Raw genomic sequence first — 18,690 nt, 5'->3', positions numbered from 1 at the left:
CGTCGGTTCACTAACCGTAGCGCACCGACCCGGGGCACCGCAAAGCGACTCCGATACCGCCGCCCTCGACCCCTCTGACCTGCGGCTTTGTCAGCCATCGACGTCCTGCGCACCCCGTACCGACACGGCGGAGCCCCCGCCATCAGGAGGATGGCGAGGGCTCCGTGAGGTGCTTTCCGGGTGGCTGCGGTCAGCCGCCCGTACCCGGGCTGCCGGTCGGTGACGGCGGCGCCGCGCCGCCGCTCGGCGCCGGCGTACCGGCCGGGTTGGCGGCCTGCTGTGCCTGCTGGAAGGCGGTGAGCGCCTCGTCCAGCGCCTTGAGCGCGCGACCGTACCGCTCGAAGTCGCCGGACGTCTGCGCGGCCCGGACCTCGGTGATGGCGGTCTGCACCCGCTCCGCGGCGGTTGCCAGATCACCGGTCAGCGGCGGCGCTTCACCACCGCTCGGAGGCGGCGTCGTCGGCGTGGGCGTCGTCGGCGTCGTCGGGTTGCCTCCGGTGGTCGGCGGCGGTGTCGCCTGCCCAGCCCGCTTGCCCTGCTCGACCAACTGCTTGATGCCGTCGTTGATGTTGTCGGCCAGCGCCACGAAGGAGCCGCCGTCACCGTAGGAGAGCAGCACCTTCTGCAACAGCGGGTACGCGTCCTGCTGGTTGCTCTTCACGTAGACCGGCTCGACGTAGAGCATGCCGTCGGCGAAGGGCAGCGAGAGCAGGTTGCCGTACTGGACCTGCGCCTGGTTGCTGGAGAGCAGGTTGAGCTGCTGACGGATGTTTGCGTTGTTCGTCATCTGCTGGTGGACCTGCACCGGACCGGAGATCCGGGTCTGGTCCGGCAACTCCAGGACCTCCAGCCGGGGCTTGCCGTCGACGTACGACCCCGAGATCAGTGCCGCGAGGTTCTGCCTGCCGTTCGGAGTGACCGCGGAGGTGAGCTGGAACCGCGGGCTCTCCTGCCCGGGGAACTGGGTGAACAGGTAGTACGGCGGCTGCTTCTGGCCGCTGTCCGGAGCGTCCGGCACGTTCGGCACCTGCCAGAAGTCCTGCGCGGAGTAGAAGTCGCCCGGGTTCGTCACGTGGAACTTGGTGAGCAGGTTGCGCTGCACCTTGAACATGTCCGCCGGGTAGCGCAGGTGCTCGCTCAACTCGACCGGGATGTCCGCCTTCGGCAACACCAGGTCACCGCCGAACGCCTTGTTCCACGCCTTGAGCACCGGGTCGGTGTCGTCGTACTCGTAGAGCTTCACTGTGCCGTCGTACGCGTCGACGGTGGCCTTCACCGAGTTGCGCATGTAGTTGACGTTCTCCCGGGCCAGCTGGAAGGTGCCCCGGTTGGTCAGCTCGTCGGTGGTCTCCGTCTGCAGGTTGACGCGCTCTGCGTACGGGTAGGTGGCCGCCGTGGTGTAGCCGTCGACGATCCACTGCACCCGACCGTCCACCACCGCCGGGTACGGGTCGCCGTCCAGGGTGAGGAACGGCGCGACCTTCTCCACCCGGTCCCGCGGGTTACGCACGTAGAGCAGCTTGGAGTCCTCGTTGACCGCCTCGGAGAGCAGGAAGTTCGTCTCCTGCTCCTTGATGGCGTACAACAGCCGCCGGGGGAAGGAACCGATCTTGACGCCACCCTCACCGGTGTACGTGTAGGACTCGCCGCCGCCCTCACCGACCGGCCGGTCGAACTCGGCCTTCTTGTTCGGGTCGGACTGACCGACGATCGCGTAGTCGCCGGCAGCCATCCGCTCGCCGTAGTAGATGCGCGGCTGCTTGGCCGGGATCTGCTCGGTCTGCGAGGAGCACGCCTCCTGGGTGCGCTCGCCCAGGAAGCCCGAGACGAAGAACGGCTGCCCACCGCAGACCACCTGGTTGGCCGGGGCCGCCACCAGTCCGAACCCGTGGGTGTAGACGGTGTGCCTGTTGATCCAGGTGTTCTGCTGGTCGGTCAGCTCGCCGTAGTTGATCTCCCGGACGCCGACCACGTAGTCCGAGACCTTCCCGTTCACCCCGTAGCGGTCGATGTCCAGCTTGGGGCCGAAGTCGTAGAAGCCACGCACCTGCTGCAACTGGGTGTACGTCTCACTGACCAACTGCGGGTCGAGCAGCCGCACGTTCGACACGACGGAGGTGTCGGTGGCCAGGTTCGCCGGTGGGGTGAGGTTGTTCGCCGCGTACGGCGTGGTCTCGGTAGCCGCCAACCCGAACGCCGCCCGGGTCGCGTCGATGCTGCGCTGGATGTACGGCGCTTCCTTGTCCTTGGCGCTCGGCTTGACCTCGAAGGTCTGCACCGCCCAGGGGTAGATGCCGCCGATCGCCACGGCGGAGACACCGAGCAGGGCGAGCGAGATGCCCGGCCACACCAGGTTCCGCATCCAGGCGTTGGAGAACACGATGATCGCGATGGCCACCACGATCGAGATGTACGCCAGGATCTCCTTCGCCGGCAGCAGCGCGTTGACATCGGCGTAGCCGGCGCCGTACAGCTTCGCGCCCTCGTTGTACTCCAGCAGCATCGCCCGCCGGTCCAGCACGTACGCGACGGCCTTGAGCAGCACGAAGGCCGCCACCAGGCTGCTCAGGTGAGCGCGGGCGGCGTTCGTCATCCGGTCCCCGACACCCTGGAGGCGGACCCCGCCGAAGAGGTAGTGCACCGCCAACGCGCCGATCAGAGCCAACACCACAGCGGTGAAGCCGACGCCGAGCAGATAACGCCAGAACGGCAGTTGGAAGACGTAGAAGCCGATGTCCACCCCGAACTCCGGGTCCTTGATCCCGAAGTCGCCACCGTTGCGGAAGAGCAGCCACTGGTTCCACCGGCTCTGCGCCGACAGGCCGGCGAAGAGGCCGACCACCACGGCGGCCAGCGCGATCCAGGTGCCGAGGCGCGGACTGAGCACCATGCGGTAGCGTTCCAGGGCGGCCTGCTCGACCGAGTGCGGACGCAGCCGCGGGCGCAGCCGGTGGGCCAGCCACAGGTTGCCGCCGACGATGGCGGCCATACCGAGACCGATGGCGAGGAAGAGCAGCAGCCGGGTGAACAACACACCCGTGAAGACCTCGGTGTAGCGCACCTCCTCGAACCAGAGCCAGTCCGTCCAGGCCTGGACGCCCCAGCCCAGCAGGGTGAAGAGCACGAACACCCCCACCAGGACGGCGATGGTGACGCGTCCGCGCCTACTCATCTTCGGTAGGGGGCTGCTGCTACGCATTACCACTGTTTGGCTCCGCACGCTCGATGTGATCGGCTCCGACCAGGCACCCAGAGTACGGGGTGTTCCTGAACGTGTCGGGACACGGTCACGAGCGTCAGCAGCGGGTCGGCTGGCCTCCGGCACGCAGCGTCTCCAGCGCGGTCATCGCCTCGGTGAGGGAACCCACCCTCAGAAGCGGCAGATCGGGCTGCGGATTGCGGACCGCCTCGGCGCAGTTGTCCGCCGGAACGAGGAACGCCTTGGCCCCGGCACGCTTCGCGCCGACAAGCTTCTGGGCGATCCCGCCGATCGGGCCGACGGTGCCCTCGTCGTCGATGGTGCCGGTGCCGGCGATGACCTTGCCGCCGGTCAGGTCCGCCGGCGTCAGCTTGTCCACGATGCCCAGGGCGAACATCAGGCCGGCACTCGGACCGCCGATGTCTCCCAGGTCGATGCTGAGCGTGAACGGGTGCGGTTGCTGCTGGTCGATCTCGACACCGATCCTCGGCCGACCGTCCTGCTCACGGCTTGTCACCTTCGCGGTGGCCGGTACGCCGTCACGGGTGTAGCCGATCGTCAGGGCCGTACCGGCCGGCTTGGCCCGGACCATCTCGGTGAGCTTCGCGGCCACCGGCACCGGCTGACCGTCGACGGACGTGACGATGTCGCCGACCTTCAGCAGACCGGCGGACGGGCCGTCCGCGGCCACCGTCTTGACCACCACCTGCACCGAGAAACCCAGCTCGCGCAGCGCGGCGGTCTCGGCGCTTGTCTGCGACACCTTGAAGTCCTCGGCGTTGCGCTGCTCGACCTGCTCCGTCGACTCCCCCGGCGGATACACCAGCTCGCGCGGCACCACCGCCTCGTCGTCGGAGAACCAGCCGGCGATCGCCGATCGCAGCCGCACCGTTGGCTGCACCCCCACCGTCGTCAGCCGCAGCTGCCCGGCCGACGTCGAGGTCTCCCGCCCGGTGATCTGGATGACCTCCTTACCGTCGGCCGTACCGAGGGTGTTGACCGTCGGGCCGGGGCCGAGCACCACGTACGGGATCGGCACCCGCAGCACCCCGATGCTCAACAGAGCGGTGAACAGGGCACCGAGCAGGACCGTCAGGCCACGACGTCTCATGCGCCAGAGCGTACCGATCGCCCGGGGCCGGCCTGACCGATGCGCCACGCGACTTCGCCCTCAGCGCAACGCCAGCGGCGGCTACCTGGGGCTCGGCCCGCGTACCGTAGACGTCGTGCCTGATATTCCGTTCGGTTTCGCGCTCCCGGGTGGGCAACCACCAGACCCCAACGATCCCGCGCAGATGCAGCAGTTCATGTCGCAGTTGCAGCACCTGCTCTCCGCGCCGGGCAGCGGGCCGGTCAACTGGGACCTGGCTCGGCAGGTAGCAGCCAGCCAACTCGCCGCCGCCGGTGACCCGGCAGTGTCGCCGTACGAGCGCAACGCTGTCGAGGAGGCGTTGCGCCTGGCCGACCTGTGGTTGGAGCCGGCGTCGTCGTGGCCGACGGGCATCCAGACCCCGGTGGCCTGGAACCGCAATGAGTGGATCTTCAAGACGCTCGACGTGTGGCGCAAGCTCTGCGACCCGGTGGCCAGCCGGATGGTCGGCGCGATGGGCGACCTGGTGCCACCGGAGGCGCGCGCCCAGCTCGGCCCCATGCAGTCGATGGTCGCGACCCTCGGTGGCGCGCTCTTCGGCGGCCAGTTGGGGCAGGCCCTCGGCTCGCTCGCCGCGGAGGTGCTCTCCGCCGGCGACATCGGGCTGCCGCTCGGCCCGGCGGGCACGGCCGCGCTGATCCCGGCCAACATCCGCGCGTACGGCGAGGGCCTGGAGCTGCCCGAAGACGAGGTACGCCTCTACGTGGCGCTGCGCGAAGCCGCCCACCAGCGGCTGTTCCAGCACGTCCCGTGGCTGCGTGGGCACGTGCTCACCGCCGTCGAGATGTACGCCTCGGGCATCCGGGTCAACCGGGAGGCGATCGAGGAGGCGATGGGCCGGGTCGACCCGACCGACCCGGAGTCGATGCAGGCGATCGCCCTGGAGGGCATTTTCACCCCGGAGGACAGCCCGGCGCAGAAGGCCTCGCTGGCCCGGTTGGAGACCGCGCTTGCCCTGGTCGAGGGCTGGGTGTGCCACGTGGTCGACAGCGCCGCCAGCGACCGGCTGCCCAACGTCGTCCGGCTGGGCGAGGCGTTCCGGCGCCGCCGCGCCGCGGGCGGTCCCGCCGAGCAGACCTTCGCCGCGCTCGTCGGTCTGGAACTGCGCCCCCGCCGACTGCGCGAGGCGGCAGCCCTCTGGGCCGCGCTCACCGAGCACCGCGGCATCGAGGGCCGGGACGCCGTCTGGGGCCACCCGGACCTGCTCCCGTCCGACGACGACTTCGCCGACCCGGTGGCCTTCGCGATGAACGACATGGACCTGAGCGAGCTGGACAACTTCGACTTCACCGCACCCGGTGGCGCGAAGGAGCAGGCCCCGGGCCAGCTCGATGACGGCAACGACACCGACGACGGCGACGACACCAAGCGCTGACAGTCAGAGCCCAGATGTCCGGGCGCCCGCGCCGCTCAACGGCGGGCGCCCGGCTCATTTGTCGACAGGTCACCGTGAAGGTCTCGGACATTGCCGACCGGATGTAACCGATTGATCCGGCCGACCGCCGAACGGGCTCGTCAGGCGCGCCCGCCGACATCCGGAAGCAAGGCGCGTGGGTCGTCAGGTTGGCCGGCCGGCGCCCGAGAGCAGGGCGCGGGTGGCTTCCCAGCCTTCGAAGGCCGGGTCCAACGTGGCCAGGTCGGCCGGGCCGCGCAGTCGTCGCCAGCCGGCGGTGACGGCGACCTCCCCCGGTCGGGGTGCGCCGGCCCGGGCGTCTGTCGGGGTCGCTGTGTCCAGGTCCAGCGGGCGCAGCCAGCCCGGTGCCGGCAGCCGCGCGGCGACCCCGAGCAGACCCGGGCCGCCGCCCTCGACCGGAGCCACCGCGACCGACCGGGTGGTGAGCGGGCGCAGCAACTTGCCGACCGTCAACGCCGGCAGGTCGGGCACGTCGCTGGCGAGCACGGCCGCCTGGTCGTAGCCGCCCAAGGCGGCGAACACCGCGTTCGGCGTCGGCTCGGCCACCTCGTAGACCGTGGTGCCGGGCCAGACCAGCGCGTCAGCCAAGGCCCGGTCGGCGGGGGTGACCGCGACTGCGACGTCCACCTCGTTGAGGGTGGCGATCAGGTCGATGACGTCCTCGGCGAGCGCCGCCCGCCAGTCTTGCCGGTCGATGCCGGGCGGCGACCAGTGGACCGGACCGAGCAACGCCACCACAACCCGCCGCGCCATGCCCAGACCATATCCCTCCGCCCCAGCCCCGTCGCCTCACCCCGGCGCGCCTGATCCGAGGTCTGCGGGGCTGATCGACTCGCCTTCCTTGAAATCGGGGTGTCCGCCACCCGGGGATACCCCGGTTTCAAGGAAGCCGAGTGGATCGAGACGATCGCAGCTCACCGTACGACGGCGCGAGGGTCGACCGGTCAGGTGGGGACCGGGGCGCAGGAGGCGGCGGCTACGCCTTCGAGGTAGCCGCGGGCTCGTTCGGCCTTGGGGTAGCGGCCGACGAGCGCCCAGAAGCGGGCGTTGTGGCTGGGCACGATGAGGTGGGCAAGCTCGTGCAGCAGCACGTAGTCGATCACCCATTCGGGCATGTCCTGCACGCGGTGGGAGATCCGGATGCTGCGATCGGCGGGTGTGCAGGAGCCCCAGCGGCCGTTCTGGTTGGTGACCCACCGGACGCTGAGGGGCACCGCCTTGTCGCCGTACCCGGTGAGGTAGAGGCCGATCAGGCGGGTGGCCCGGGCCACCAGCTCGGCGTCGGAGCGGGCCAGTCGACCTTCGCGTGCCGCGAGCCGGGCAAGCATCCGGTCGACCCACTCGCTCTCCTCGGCCCGGGAGAACTGGTCCGGGATGAGGACGACGACCCGCTCACCGTCCCGGTACGCGGACACCGTGCGTCGCCGGCGCTGGCTGCGCCGCACCTCGACGACCGGCTTACGCGTCCCCGCCATCACTGGCCCGCGCAGCCTCGGCTACGTGTCACGAGGGAAAGCTAATGCGTACTGACCAGGGGTCCGCAAGGGTCAACCACCCGACACGCGCCCAGAAAGTGGCGATTGGCCGCTTGGCGTCCCGAAAATTTCTTGGCCGGGCCGCCACTAGTGCGCCTCGTCACCCATGGTGAACGCCGCTGGCAGCCGTACGTCCGCACCACCCTAGATGATCACCTTCGGGGTACTCGCACGGGTGTCTGTGACGGTTCGTCGGCGTGTCCCCGCCAAACTCACTTATCCGACCTAATTCGCCATGCACACTCTCGACGTCGACTTGCTCACAGGTCGATGCACAGCTGACATGGAACCGCCCAGACCTGGGTAGGGTCCGCGGACCAGCGGTCACGAGGGTGGCTGCGGAATGAGACCCAGCGCCGGCCGCCCCGCGTGGCCCGCCGCCGGGGCACCCGCCGGGACGACATCGACCGGCGGACGAGACGAGGAGGGGCACCGTGGCCGACCAGGCCCAGAGCTACAACGGTTACTGCGTGAAGTGCAAGGAGAAGCGGGACTTCGAGGGGCACGTGGAGGTCTCGAAGACCGGTATGAACATGGCAAAAGGAAAATGTCCGGTATGCGGGACAACAGTGAACCGCATCCTGGGCAAGGCGAAGGTCTGACCGTACGGGTCAATGGGGGGCGGGGTGGCCGAGCGGTCACCCCGCCCCCCGTTGCCGGCCCGGCAGGTCCCTCTGTCGGGTGACCGACACGGTTACCGCCGGGTTGTGGATAACCCGGCAGACCCTGTGGACAGCGCTGGATACAGCTCCGGCCATCTGTGGATAACGATCGACCCTGCGCACGGGCTCGGTCACGATTCGTCATCATGAGTCGTACCGCACTGCCCCGACCGATGCTGCTCCCCGGCCTCAGCCGCCTCTGGCGGGACCGGCACACACTGCAACTCGGCATCGACACCGGTCTCGCCGTGCTGCTGGAGCTGGCCAACCCGCGCGCCGCCCACCTGCTCGATCTCCTGGACGGCACCCGCAGCGAACGCGCCGTGCTGACCCAGGCGAGCGCAGCCCGGGTCACCGCCGCCGACGCCCGTACCCTGCTCGACGCCCTGCGTGCGGCGGGCCTCCTGGTGCCCGCGCACAGCCTCCTCCCCCGCGACCTCGCCGGGCCGGCCCGTGCCCGGCTCGCCGCCGAAGCCGGGGCGTTGGCCCTGGTCGCGGCCAGACTGCCCGGAACTCCCGCGCAGATCCTGCGGCGACGGCGAGCGGCCCGGGTGCTGCTCACCGGGGCCGGAGCACTCGGCGGGCCGCTCGCGGTCGCGCTGGCCCAGTCCGGCGTCGGCCGGGTGATCCCGGACCTCACCGGCCCGGTCCGCCCGATCGACCTGGTCGGCACCGGCATCCCGGCGACCGACCTGGGTGCACCGCTGGCCCGGGCGGTGCGGGCCGCCATCGACAACGTCGCCCCGGGCACCGGCACCCACCCGCTCCGGAGCCCTCGGGCGGACCTGGTGATCCAGCTCGGCGCGGACCGTCCGCCCGCGCTCCTCGCCGCCGGCCTCGCCCAGCGCCGTCAGCCGCACCTGCTTGTCACCGTCCGCGAGGGCGTACCGGTCATCGGCCCCCTGGTCCGCCCACCCGCCGGACCCTGCCTGCACTGCATCGAGCTGCACCGGACAGACCGTGACCCGGCGTGGCCGCGACTCGCCGCCCAGCTCGCCGCGGCCGAGCCGGTCGCCGCCGGCACGACCGGCACCCTGCTCACAGCCATCGGGTACGCGTTGACCGAGGCGCTGGCGCATCTCGACGGCGGCAGCCCGGAGACGCTGGGTGGCGCCATGGAGGTCACCGACGCGTGTCGCTTTCGCCGCCGCAGCTGGCCGCCACACCCGGCGTGCGGGTGCTCACGGAGCCGGGTGTCGGCACCAGCCCGGCCGCAGAGCAGCAGCGGAGCCCTCCGGTCGGTAACAATGGCCGGGTGACCGACATCCCGCGCCGGGCCGTGTCCCGGACCGCCAAACTCGCCGCCCTGCCGCTCGGCTTCGCCGGTCGGACCGTTCTCGGCATGGGAAAGCGCGTCACCGGGATCGCCTCCGACGTGATCTCCGCAGAGATCCAGCAGCGCACCGCCGAGCAGCTTTTCAGCGTGTTGGGCCAGCTCAAGGGCGGTGCGATGAAGTTCGGCCAGGCGCTGTCGGTCTTCGAGGCGGCGCTGCCCGAAGAGATCGCCGCGCCCTACCGGCAGGCGTTGACCAAGCTCCAGGAGGCGGCGCCGCCACTGCCGGCGGCAAGCGTGCACAAGGTGCTTGCCGAGCAGCTCGGCCCGGACTGGCGCGATCGGTTCGTCGAGTTCAACGACACTCCGGCCGCGGCGGCAAGCATCGGCCAGGTGCACCGGGCGCGGTGGCGTGAGCCGGGGCTCGACCCGTCGGGCGAGCCGAACAGCCGCGACGTGGCCGTCAAGATCCAATATCCGGGGGCTGGTGACGCGCTGCTCGCCGACCTCAAGCAGCTCTCCCGTCTCGGCGGCATGTTCCGGGCCATCCAGCCCGGCCTGGACGTCAAGCCGCTCCTTGTCGAGTTGCGCGAGCGGATCACCGAGGAACTGGACTACGAGCTGGAAGCCGAGTCGCAGCGCGCCTTCTCCGCCGCGTACGCCGACGACCCGGAGATCTTCATCCCGGAGGTGATCTCCGCGTCGCCCCGGGTGCTTGTCACCGAATGGGTGACCGGCACCCCGCTTGCCGACATCATCCGGGAGGGCTCCGAGGAGCAGCGGGACGAGGCCGGCCGGCTGATGGCCACGCTGCACCTCTCCGCGCCGCAGCGGGCGGGTCTGCTGCATGCCGACCCGCACCCGGGCAACTTCCGGCTGCTACCCGACGGCCGCCTCGGAGTGATCGACTTCGGTGCTGTGGCCCGGATGCCGGAGGGAACGCCGGAGCCGATCGGTCGCATCGCCGGGCGGGCGCTGCGCGGCGACGCCGACGGGGTCGTCGAAGGGCTTCGGTCCGAGGGGTTCATCGGCGCCGACGACGAGATCGACGCCGAGGGCGTCCTCGACTTCCTCCGCCCGATGCTGGAGCCCATCGCCGCCGACGGGTTCCGGTTCACCAGGGCCTGGCTGCGGGCCGAGGCGGCGCGACTGGCCAGCCCCCGCTCCCCCACCTACCAGTTGAGCCGCCAGCTCAACCTGCCGCCGTCGTACCTGCTCATCCACCGGGTGACACTCGGGTCGATCGGCGTGCTGTGCCAGTTGGAGGCGAAGGCCCCGTACCGGGGCATCCTGGAGCGGTGGCTGCCCGGCTTCGCCCCCGTGGCCTGAACGTCACGAAGGGCGGGTGCCGACCGGCACCCGCCCTTCCGCATGGGGTGGTACTAGAGAACGCCCAGGTCGCGTGCCGAACGGTTGCGGCTGTTCATGGCGACGGTACGGGCGGAACGGGTTGCCTCAGTGCTCGTGGTGGTACGACCGGCCTGAGGCCGGCGCATTCGAGCCCGGGACAACGCTTCGTGGAGTAGTTGCATCTCAAAGGCTCCGTTCGGAACGTTCAACATCGTCGTCTCTCTAACTGCCGGTGTGGCACCGGCGTAGTTGGTACGGATTCGGGAAGTTGTCAGGCTGCCAGCCGGACCGCGCCACGCGCCTCGGACAGCCCACTGGCCTCCAAGCGCGCCTCGGCCTCGACCCGGAGCGCGGCGTCACGAGCGACGTCCTCCTTGCGCGGACGGCCACGGGGCCGCTTGCGCGGGACGACCGCGCCACGCTCGAAGATCTCGCCGCCCCAGACGCCCCACGGCTCCGCTCGCTCGACCGCCCCGGCGAGGCACTCGACGCGCAGCGGGCAGTCCCCGCAGAGCGACTTGGCCAGCTCGAGCTCGGCAGGCGAGTCGGAGAACCACAGGTCGGGGTCGAACTTCCGGCAGGGCAGGTTCGCCTCCATGTCGACGCTCACGTCGACGGGGGCCAACGCCAGACTCATCGCCCGGTCACCTCTCTCTCACTTCGATCTCGTGGATCGCATTCCGACGTACTTCGGCGGGGCAAAAAACTAGGCCGCGGATCCCGGTAAGCGGGTTCCGCGGCCTCGAGGTGAGCCGGTGTCTGATGGTCAGACCGGTCTGCCTCGAGGTGGAACGCCGCGGAGATCCGTGCGCTTCTTGGCGCCCTGGATGCCCATGCCCGTGATGCCACTGGTCCCCTCGATTCCGGTGGCCGGTGCAACGGTCAGGTTCAGTTCGACCTGAACCTGGTGCACCTGCGGAACCGACGGTCGCGTGGCCGGGAGGGCCACCCAGACAGCCGACAGCGGAGCGTGGACAGACGGCATCGCCGTCGGACGCTCATAGGTGAAGATCTCCACGGTGGCCACCTCCCTCACGTTCCTCGATCGACTGGACCAACCCCGGTGAGCAGCCGGAATGGCGCCGCTCGCGTGGTGTGTCCTGAGGCTATTCCTCGCCACAGGGCGAGGGCAAACGAATTTACGACGAGATTTCGAAAGTTTTCTCCGGGCAGACATCGTCCACACTCTCGCCCCCCACCAGCGCCAGCACCGACTCGCCGTACAGGCCCAATTTGCGAGGGCCGATGCCGGCGATGGCGATCAACTCCTCCGGACGGCCGGGACGCCGCTCGGCCAGCGCGATAAGCGTGGCGTCGGTGAAGACCACGTACGCCGGGACCTTCTGCGTGCCGGCCACCCGCTGCCGCCACTCGCGTAGCCGTTCGTGCAGCTCATCGTCGATGTCGGACGGGCAGGTGGGGCAGCGACCCAGCTTGCGGTCCGGGCCGGCGAGCAGCGTGGCGCCACAGATCCGGCAGGACATGATCTGCGTCCGGCGGCGCTCGGTGCGGCGTGCCGGGCCGGTGCCGGGAGCTGCCCGCTCGGTGCCGCCGGAGCGGTCGAGCTGGGGCAGGAAACGCGACGGCCGTCGGGCCCGGCCTCCGGGCGAGCGGGCGGCGGCGTACGACAGCCAGAGCCACTCCCGCGCCCGGGTGATCCCGACGTAGAGCAGTCGGCGTTCCTCCTCGACCTGCTCGACGGTCTTGGCGTACGCGGTGGGAAGGGTGCCCTCGGCGAGGCCGACAAGGAAGACGGCGTCCCACTCAAGCCCCTTGGCCGAGTGCAGGGAGGCGAGGGTGACCCCGTCCACAGTCGGTACGTGCTGCTGGGCGGCCCGGCGGGCCAGTTCCTCGGTGAAGTCGGTGAGCGTGACCGGCCGCTCCACCGACGCCGCCTCGCCGATCGGCACGAGTTCGGGGGTGGCCGCGTACTCCTCGGCGAGCTGGACCAGCGCGGCCAGTGCCTCCCAGCGCTCGCGGGCGGCGCCGCCGGCCGGGGGCGCGTCCGGAGCCCAGCCGACAGCGGTGAGCGCCTCGACGACGGCGGCCGGCAGTGGGGTCTCCCCCGGGATCGAGCGGGTGGCGGCACGCAGCGCGACCATCGCCTGGCGGACCTCGGTCCGCTCGAAGAAGCGCTCGGCGCCCTGCACCACGTACGGCACAGCGGCCTCGGTGAGCGCCTTCTCGTACGCCTCGGACTGCGCGTTGATCCGGAACAGCACGGCGATCTCCTTCGCCGGCGTGCCCGCGTCGATGAGCGCTCGGCAGCGGGCTGCCACCGCGTTGGCCTCGGCAGGCTCGTCGGTGAAGATCCGCAGGTCGGGTTCGGGGCCTGCGGGGCGCTGCCCGCTCAGCTCCAGCCGCAGGCGCGCCTCGGTGCCACGGGCCTGCGAGATCACCGCGTTGGCCAGCCCCACCACCTGCGGGGTGGAGCGGTAGTCGCGGACGAGCCGGACCACTGTGGCGCCCCGGTGCTTGCGTGGGAAGTCGACAAGGTACGCCGAGGTCGCGCCGGTAAACGAGTAGATCGTCTGGCTGGCGTCGCCGACCACTGTGAGGTCGTTGCGGCCGCCGAGCCAGGCGTCCAGCAGCCGCTGCTGGAGCGGGTTGACGTCCTGGTACTCGTCGACCACGAAGTGCCGGTACTGGCCGCGGACCTGCTCGCCGACGTCCGGGTGCTCCTCGATGCCCCACACCGCGGCGCGCAGCATGTCCTCGAAGTCGATCACCCCGTTGGCGCGTTTGAGCTGCTCGTACGCGGTGAACACGTCGGCGACCTTCGCCGGCTCGTGCGGGGTGTCGCGCAGCGCGCGGGCGGCCGACACCACGTAGTCCGCAGGCTCGACAAGCGACGATTTCGCCCACTCGATCTCGCCGGCCAGGTCCCGTGCGGCGGCCCGGTCGGTACGCAGGCCGACCCGGGCGGCGGCGAGGGTGACGAGCCGTACCTTGCTGTCCAGCAGTTCGGGCATGGCACGCCCGGCCAGCAGGCGGGGGGCGAAGTAGCGCACCTGGCGCAGCGCCGCGGCGTGGAACGTCCGCGCCTGGACACCTTGAGCCCCGAGCAGAGTGAGACGGTGTCGCATTTCGGCTGCGGCGCGGGCGGTGAAGGTGACGGCGAGCACGTGCCGGGGGGAGATCTCGCCGGAGAGCGCCCGGTGGGCGATCCGGGAGGTGATCGCCCGGGTCTTGCCGGTGCCGGCTCCGGCGAGGATGCAGACCGGGCCGGCGGGTGCGGTCACGGCGGAGCGTTGCTCAGGGTCCAGCCCGGCGAGTACGCGTTCCGACGCTGAGTGAACCACCACAACCAGGAATCATCTCAGCTCCTCCGAACGTTGTAGCGGACAGCCTCGGCTTGATCCGCAAGCCGCGGCCGGAGGAGTTGGAGGATCCGACCATGCTGACGATGTATTCAACCCCCTGGTGCGGCTACTGCCACCGGCTGAAGTCGCAGCTCGACCGGGAGGGCATCGGGTACGAGGTGGTCGACATCGAGCAGGACCCGAAGGCCGCGGAGTTCGTGATGGGCGTCAACGGCGGCAACCAGACGGTGCCGACGCTGCGTTTCGCCGACGGCAGCGCCCTCACCAACCCCTCGATCACCCAGGTCAAGCAGCACCTGGCGACTCTCACCGCCTGACGGTCTGGGTCACCTTCGACGAACGGCCGCCCGCACGCGGGCGGCCGTTCGTCGCGTCCGGGGTCGGTCACCGCCGGGGCGCCCGAGGGGTGCCCGTCGTCATCGGCTTGTCGATCTCCACCTCGGCCGGGCGGCGCTGCGCCGGAATGGACGGGCTCGTCGGCGCTGTGGGCGGCCGGAGCGGGCGGCCCCCGGCCGGCGGGCTCAGGTGCCGGCCCCGCCAGAGGTAGGCGCCGGCCGCGAAGGTGGCCACCCCGACGAGCGCGAACAGCGCCCGGTAGTCCAGGACACCGACGAGCAGCGCGCCAGCGCCGATGGAGAGCGCCTGCGGGCCGCTGACCACCGCCTGGGTGGCTGCGGCGACCCGACCGACGAGCACCGGCGGGGTACGCCGTTGGATAAGTGTGTGCAGCCCCACCATCGTCAGCGGGAGCGAGACGCCGGCCAGCAGCACCGCCACGAAGGCGAGCCGCAGATCGGGGTACGCGAGCGCGAGCGCGGCCGGGGAGAAGAAGGCGACGCCGGCGGCCAGCGTGCCGACCTCGCCGAGCCGGCGGACCAGCGCCGGTGAGCAGAGCCCGCCGAGCAGCCCGCCCACGCCCTGCACGGTGACCAGCACGCCCACGAAGGCGGCGTTGCGGCCCAGCCCCTGGTCGACGTAGGCGAAGATCAGCGACTCGCTGAAGCCCATCACAAGCGACCCCAGCCCGTAGCCGAGCAGGGCCCGGCGCAGGGCCGCCACACCGGCCAGGTGCCGCAGGCCGGCACCCAGTTCGGCGGGCCAGCGCAGCCGCACGGCCGGCGTCGTCGGCTGCGGGCTGGGCACCGCCGTCACCACTGCCGCGGCCGTGACGAAGCCGATCATGCCGATCCCGGCCAGCGCCCACCCGCCGAACGCGGCGTAGAGCGCCGCGCCGACAAGCGGGCCGACAAGCCGAAGCCCCTGGCGTACGGTCTGCAGCGCGCCGTTCGCCTCGGCCAGCAGCTCCACAGGCACCAGTTGCCGGATGAGCCCGCTGAGCGCCGCGCCGAGCGTGATCGAGGAGAGGCCGTACAGGGCTGCGACCAGGTAGACGAGCCAGATGTCGCCGGCGTCCCGGACCGTGAACAACGGGGTGAGCAACGCTGCGGTGGCCAGGTTGGCGGCCACGAAGAAGGGGCGGCGGGGGTACCTGTCGACGACCCAGCCGACAAGTGGCGCCAACGTCATGGGGGCGACGACGGCGAAGATGGTGCCGCCGGCCAGCCCGCTGGAGCCAGTCAGATCCTTGACCCAGATCGCGAGTGCGAGCAACAGGATCGACTCGGCGGTCATGCTGGCAAGCAGACCAGCGAAGAGCAGGCGAAAGTCGGGTCGGCGCAGGACGGTGCGCATGGGATCCCTCCGGCGGGGATGGCGTGCCCTGGGGTGGGCGGGGTCGACGGGGCCGCGACCGCGGGGTTCGCCGTCGTCACGGCGTACCCACGGTCCATTTTTCGCAAGACACGCCCCCGCCGGAACCTCCGACGCCGGTCGCGCCGTCCATACTGACCGTGGGGGGCGAATTTCATACAGTTACCGTCGCGTCTGCGGCGGTCGACGGGAAAGAGGACACTGTGCCTCCTGCCGCACCCAGCCCGATCATGCGTCGCCGCAGGTTGGGCCTAGAGCTACGTCGCCTGCGCGAGGCCGCGGGCTTCACCGGTGACCAGGTCATCGAGAGGATCGGTTGGGCGTCCGCGTCCAAACTGTCCCGGTTGGAGAACGGTCGCAGTCGACCGGACCCCCAGGACGTCGCCGTGCTGCTCGACCTCTACGGTGCCGACGCGGCGCTGCACGATGAGCTGCTCGGGATCGCTGGCGAGGCCGGCGACATGCGGGGTTGGCTGAAGAACTTCCCGGTGATGACTCAGCAGCAGCGCAGTTGGGCCGAGCTGGAGGCGGGCTGCGCGGAGATCTCCGAGTACAACCCGGTGCTGGTGCCCGGCCTGTTGCAGACCGCCGGGTACGCGCAGGTCCGGATCGTCTCGGCCCGCCAGGTGGCCGAGAGCGCCGGTGAGCCGAAGCCCGGCGACGAGCCGGATACCGAGGTGCAGGCACGGTTGGCCCGCCAGTCGCTGCTGACCCGGGAGCCGCACGCGCCGCGCTACACAGCCGTGTTGGAGGAGGCTGCCCTCGGCCGGCGGGCCGGTCCACCGGAGGTGCTGCACGACCAACTGGTCCAGTTGTGTGAGCTGGCCCTTCTGCCGAACGTGACGCTGCACGTGCTACTTCGGGACACCCAGATCGGCGATTGGTACCTTCCGCCGACCGCGTTCTCCCTCTACCGGTTCGCCGATCCACTCGATCCGGAGACATTGGCCATCGAAGGGGGGTTCACCGACGTCATGTCGACCGAGGTGAACACGCTAAATCGCTATAAAGTGGTGTTCGAGTGGCTATGCACGGCGGCACTTGACGCCTCGGACACCCTCTCCTGGCTGATCGAGGCGACAGGACGGGTGACCGAGACGACGCCCCCATCCACAGTGGCGTTCGGCCCGGCAACGGCGCCGGTTCAACGTCGCCGCGCTTCGGGGCGGCTGACGGAACTGTGAACCAGGGGACCTCCGTCGGGGCGTGCGGCACCACTCGTCCCATCGGATCGGTTCACATCAGGAGCAGAACCATGAACGACATCCACAACACGCCGTCCATCTCCGCCGACTCGTTGGCGGACGCGCCCTGGCGTACCAGCACGCGCAGCCAGACCTCCAACTGCGTGGAGGTCGCCCCGCTGGGCACCGGACCATCGGCGGTCGCGCTACGCGACAGCAAGGACCGGGGTGGCCCGGTGCTGCTGTTCAACCGGGCCGGATGGCTCGGCTTCATCGCCGGAACCAAGACGGGCCAGTTCGATCTGAACTGAGCCGTCAACCAGAAGCGGGGCCGTCGGCAGTTCGCCGGCGGCCCCGTCGCTCTACCCGCGTCGACCCGCTGACCAGGCATCCACCGATCGGATGACTCGAAATCAATAGGCGCGTTTCACTTGCTGGGATGACTACCCGGCGTAGCATGACCGGTGAAGGTGGAACTTCCACACCGCTCATTCGTCGCGGTTCATCCGGAGACCCCCATGCGTTTCCTGATCGTTCGCACCGACATCCGCACCGTCGCCGACGGGGACATCGCCGCGGCCTGGGCAGACGGCCACCGACTCCGCGACGAGACGACCACGCCCGAGCCGCGCCGACAGATCGTGCACGCCGAGGACCGCGACGCCGCACTGCTGCTGGCCCGGGCCCTGTCCACTGTCGGCGCAGTCCGCGCCGGCAAGCAACGGGTCAAGGTCCTGCCGCTCAGCGAGCCACGGCCCGTCCTCCGACGCCGGCCAGGCCTCACCGGCACCTGACCCAGACGTCCGCCGTGGTCGGACCGGCTCCCCCGCCGCGTTACCCGCCCTGATCGACCACGGCGGCCCGTGTTCCCGGCCCGTGACCGCCGCGGCAACGGCGGCCACGGGCCGGGACCGCACTCATGCGCCGGCGTCCACCCAGCCATCCAGCCAGCGATGGATGAGGAACAGCGCGATCGACGACGGCGGCGGCAGCATCAGCCTGGCCCCGTCACCCACGTCCACCGACCGACCGGCCAACGCCGCCCCGATCTCGGCACGGGAGAACCACCTGGCGTACGCGATCTCGGACGGGTCCACCCGCACCGGTTCCGCAGGATCCGCGACGGCCAGGAAGCCCAGCATCAGCGAGCCGGGGAACGGCCAGGCCTGGCTGCCGACGTACACGATCCGGTCGACGGTGATGCTCACCTCCTCGCGGACCTCGCGCAGCACGGCGGCCTCCGCGGACTCCCCCGGCTCGACGTAACCGGCCAGACAGGAGTAACGCCGACCACCCGGGGTGCCCGCCCAACCGGCGTTGTTACCGAGCAGGCAACGGCCGTCCGGTCCGGTCACACCGTCGTGCACCAGAACGATCATCGCCGGATCGGTACGCGGCCAGATCCGCCCCCCGTTACGGTCCACCCGGGACCAACCGGCCTCGTCCATCGCGGTCGGCGCCCCGGTCGCCGGCGAATAACCGTGCCGGTTGTGCCAGTTGACAAGCGCGAGCGCCGTCGTGAAGATCCCCGCCTCCCGGTCGGCCAGCAGGTGACCCACCTCCCGCAGGTTGACCGCCCTGGTCCCCGGCAGCGCCGGCAGCGGCGTGTCCACCGCGAAGACCGGCACCCCGTCCGGCTCGACGCCGAGGAACATCGCGGTCGCCTCGGAGCCGGCCGGCGCGTCGTCCGCGCCGAACAGCACAAGAGCCGGAGGTGACACGTCGGTACGGGCCAGCGTCTGCCCTTCGGCCGAGTCGAGCAGCAGCACCCGGCCGCGCAGCCACGCGTCGGTAAGCCACAGCGAGTCGCCCCGCCGGTGCGCCACCCGATCCAAGGTGGACCGGGCCAGCGGCGGCACCGTCTCCCCGCTCACGACGCGCCCGCCCCAG

The 18,690-nt window shown here is 70.7% G+C and carries 17 protein-coding genes; 8 read left to right on the top strand and 9 right to left on the bottom strand.

The features are described from left to right. Positions 1-190: 190 nt before the first annotated feature. Together ACPXB1_RS05310 and ACPXB1_RS05305 are read right to left on the bottom strand one after the other, a co-directional pair. Positions 191-3,199: a UPF0182 family protein gene (locus ACPXB1_RS05310; RefSeq protein ID WP_355590957.1), complete on the bottom strand. Its 3,009-nt coding sequence runs from the start codon at positions 3,197-3,199 to the stop codon at positions 191-193. A 97-nt stretch (positions 3,200-3,296) separates the two neighbouring features. Beyond that, the gene (locus tag ACPXB1_RS05305; RefSeq protein WP_355590954.1) at positions 3,297-4,310 is read right to left on the bottom strand and encodes a YlbL family protein; all 1,014 of its coding nucleotides are present in this window, start codon (positions 4,308-4,310) and stop codon (positions 3,297-3,299) included. A gap of 184 nt (positions 4,311-4,494) precedes the next feature. Here ACPXB1_RS05305 and ACPXB1_RS05300 point away from each other — a divergent pair, with 184 nt between their 5' ends. Beyond that, the gene (locus ACPXB1_RS05300; protein ID WP_425734899.1) at positions 4,495-5,724 is read left to right on the top strand and encodes a zinc-dependent metalloprotease; all 1,230 of its coding nucleotides are present in this window, start codon (positions 4,495-4,497) and stop codon (positions 5,722-5,724) included. A 183-nt stretch (positions 5,725-5,907) separates the two neighbouring features. Here the strand turns inward: ACPXB1_RS05300 and ACPXB1_RS05295 are convergent, their stop codons facing one another. Together ACPXB1_RS05295 and ACPXB1_RS05290 are read right to left on the bottom strand one after the other, a co-directional pair. Further along, the gene (locus ACPXB1_RS05295; RefSeq protein ID WP_425734860.1) at positions 5,908-6,516 is read right to left on the bottom strand and encodes a hypothetical protein; all 609 of its coding nucleotides are present in this window, start codon (positions 6,514-6,516) and stop codon (positions 5,908-5,910) included. Positions 6,517-6,707: 191 nt separating this feature from the next. Continuing rightward, entirely contained in the window at positions 6,708-7,238 is a 531-nt protein-coding gene (locus ACPXB1_RS05290; RefSeq protein ID WP_355590948.1) for a M48 metallopeptidase family protein, read from the bottom strand. A 494-nt stretch (positions 7,239-7,732) separates the two neighbouring features. Here ACPXB1_RS05290 and ACPXB1_RS05285 point away from each other — a divergent pair, with 494 nt between their 5' ends. The 3 genes from ACPXB1_RS05285 (at position 7,733) to ACPXB1_RS05275 (ending at position 10,562) form a co-directional block, all read left to right on the top strand. After that, complete coding sequence (locus ACPXB1_RS05285) at positions 7,733-7,900, top strand: DUF5679 domain-containing protein (RefSeq protein ID WP_167517324.1); 168 nt, start codon at positions 7,733-7,735, stop codon at positions 7,898-7,900. A 206-nt stretch (positions 7,901-8,106) separates the two neighbouring features. Further along, positions 8,107-9,219: a TOMM precursor leader peptide-binding protein gene (locus ACPXB1_RS05280; RefSeq protein WP_425734859.1), complete on the top strand. Its 1,113-nt coding sequence runs from the start codon at positions 8,107-8,109 to the stop codon at positions 9,217-9,219. Next, positions 9,216-10,562 carry an ABC1 kinase family protein gene (locus tag ACPXB1_RS05275; RefSeq protein WP_425734858.1) on the top strand — a complete coding sequence of 449 codons (1,347 nt, stop codon included), beginning with the start codon at positions 9,216-9,218 and terminating at the stop codon, positions 10,560-10,562. Before ACPXB1_RS05280 ends, ACPXB1_RS05275 begins: the two co-directional genes overlap by 4 nt. A 292-nt stretch (positions 10,563-10,854) precedes the next feature. On the opposite strand, the gene ACPXB1_RS05270 is transcribed toward ACPXB1_RS05275, so the two are convergent. The 3 genes from ACPXB1_RS05270 to ACPXB1_RS05260 form a co-directional block, all read right to left on the bottom strand. Beyond that, positions 10,855-11,220 (bottom strand): WhiB family transcriptional regulator, encoded by a 366-nt coding sequence (locus ACPXB1_RS05270; protein WP_355590939.1) that lies wholly within the window; start codon positions 11,218-11,220, stop codon positions 10,855-10,857. A gap of 129 nt (positions 11,221-11,349) precedes the next feature. Then, positions 11,350-11,601, bottom strand: a complete 252-nt coding sequence (locus tag ACPXB1_RS05265; RefSeq protein WP_053660610.1) for a hypothetical protein — start codon at positions 11,599-11,601, stop codon at positions 11,350-11,352. A gap of 121 nt (positions 11,602-11,722) precedes the next feature. After that, positions 11,723-13,888, bottom strand: coding sequence for an ATP-dependent DNA helicase UvrD2 (locus tag ACPXB1_RS05260; RefSeq protein ID WP_425734857.1), 2,166 nt, complete (start codon positions 13,886-13,888; stop codon positions 11,723-11,725). Positions 13,889-13,980: 92 nt separating this feature from the next. Here ACPXB1_RS05260 and ACPXB1_RS05255 point away from each other — a divergent pair, with 92 nt between their 5' ends. Beyond that, positions 13,981-14,223, top strand: a complete 243-nt coding sequence (locus ACPXB1_RS05255; RefSeq protein ID WP_355591402.1) for a mycoredoxin — start codon at positions 13,981-13,983, stop codon at positions 14,221-14,223. A gap of 67 nt (positions 14,224-14,290) precedes the next feature. On the opposite strand, the gene ACPXB1_RS05250 is transcribed toward ACPXB1_RS05255, so the two are convergent. After that, on the bottom strand, positions 14,291-15,598 hold the full coding sequence (locus ACPXB1_RS05250; RefSeq protein WP_355590932.1) for an MFS transporter: 1,308 nt from the start codon (positions 15,596-15,598) through the stop codon (positions 14,291-14,293). 221 nt (positions 15,599-15,819) lie between these two features. On the opposite strand from ACPXB1_RS05250, the gene ACPXB1_RS05245 reads away from it, so the two are divergent. From ACPXB1_RS05245 to ACPXB1_RS05235, 3 genes are all read left to right on the top strand, one after another. After that, a complete protein-coding gene (locus tag ACPXB1_RS05245) occupies positions 15,820-16,800 on the top strand; it encodes a helix-turn-helix domain-containing protein (protein ID WP_355590929.1) in 981 nt (326 codons plus the stop codon). Between the two features lie 71 nt (positions 16,801-16,871). Beyond that, a complete protein-coding gene (locus ACPXB1_RS05240; RefSeq protein ID WP_355590926.1) occupies positions 16,872-17,111 on the top strand; it encodes a DUF397 domain-containing protein in 240 nt (79 codons plus the stop codon). Positions 17,112-17,318: 207 nt separating this feature from the next. Beyond that, positions 17,319-17,594, top strand: a complete 276-nt coding sequence (locus ACPXB1_RS05235; RefSeq protein ID WP_355590923.1) for a hypothetical protein — start codon at positions 17,319-17,321, stop codon at positions 17,592-17,594. A gap of 123 nt (positions 17,595-17,717) precedes the next feature. Here ACPXB1_RS05235 and nudC read toward each other — a convergent pair whose 3' ends face one another. After that, positions 17,718-18,674: an NAD(+) diphosphatase gene (gene nudC / locus ACPXB1_RS05230; RefSeq protein WP_425734856.1), complete on the bottom strand. Its 957-nt coding sequence runs from the start codon at positions 18,672-18,674 to the stop codon at positions 17,718-17,720. Positions 18,675-18,690 lie beyond the last annotated feature (16 nt).

Origin of the sequence: Micromonospora sp. DT68 (genome assembly GCF_049847245.1) — a bacterium.
Classification (GTDB): domain Bacteria; phylum Actinomycetota; class Actinomycetes; order Mycobacteriales; family Micromonosporaceae; genus Micromonospora; species Micromonospora profundi.
The sequence above is the reverse complement of the archived record's forward strand: the minus strand, read 5'-3'. Positions and strand labels throughout refer to the sequence as shown.

Excerpts from the sequence above, each read along its gene's own strand:
- ACPXB1_RS05255 (WP_355591402.1), top strand. The coding sequence starts at position 13,981 with ATGCTGACGATGTATTCAACCCCCTGGTGCGGCTACTGCCACCGGCTG.
- ACPXB1_RS05270 (WP_355590939.1), bottom strand. The coding sequence starts at position 11,220 with ATGAGTCTGGCGTTGGCCCCCGTCGACGTGAGCGTCGACATGGAGGCG.
- ACPXB1_RS05305 (WP_355590954.1), bottom strand. The coding sequence starts at position 4,310 with ATGAGACGTCGTGGCCTGACGGTCCTGCTCGGTGCCCTGTTCACCGCT.
- ACPXB1_RS05250 (WP_355590932.1), bottom strand. The coding sequence starts at position 15,598 with ATGCGCACCGTCCTGCGCCGACCCGACTTTCGCCTGCTCTTCGCTGGT.
- ACPXB1_RS05290 (WP_355590948.1), bottom strand. The coding sequence starts at position 7,238 with ATGGCGGGGACGCGTAAGCCGGTCGTCGAGGTGCGGCGCAGCCAGCGC.
- ACPXB1_RS05295 (WP_425734860.1), bottom strand. The coding sequence starts at position 6,516 with ATGGCGCGGCGGGTTGTGGTGGCGTTGCTCGGTCCGGTCCACTGGTCG.
- ACPXB1_RS05240 (WP_355590926.1), top strand. The coding sequence starts at position 16,872 with ATGAACGACATCCACAACACGCCGTCCATCTCCGCCGACTCGTTGGCG.
- ACPXB1_RS05235 (WP_355590923.1), top strand. The coding sequence starts at position 17,319 with ATGCGTTTCCTGATCGTTCGCACCGACATCCGCACCGTCGCCGACGGG.
- ACPXB1_RS05310 (WP_355590957.1), bottom strand. The coding sequence starts at position 3,199 with ATGCGTAGCAGCAGCCCCCTACCGAAGATGAGTAGGCGCGGACGCGTC.
- ACPXB1_RS05300 (WP_425734899.1), top strand. The coding sequence starts at position 4,495 with ATGCAGCAGTTCATGTCGCAGTTGCAGCACCTGCTCTCCGCGCCGGGC.
- ACPXB1_RS05280 (WP_425734859.1), top strand. The coding sequence starts at position 8,107 with ATGAGTCGTACCGCACTGCCCCGACCGATGCTGCTCCCCGGCCTCAGC.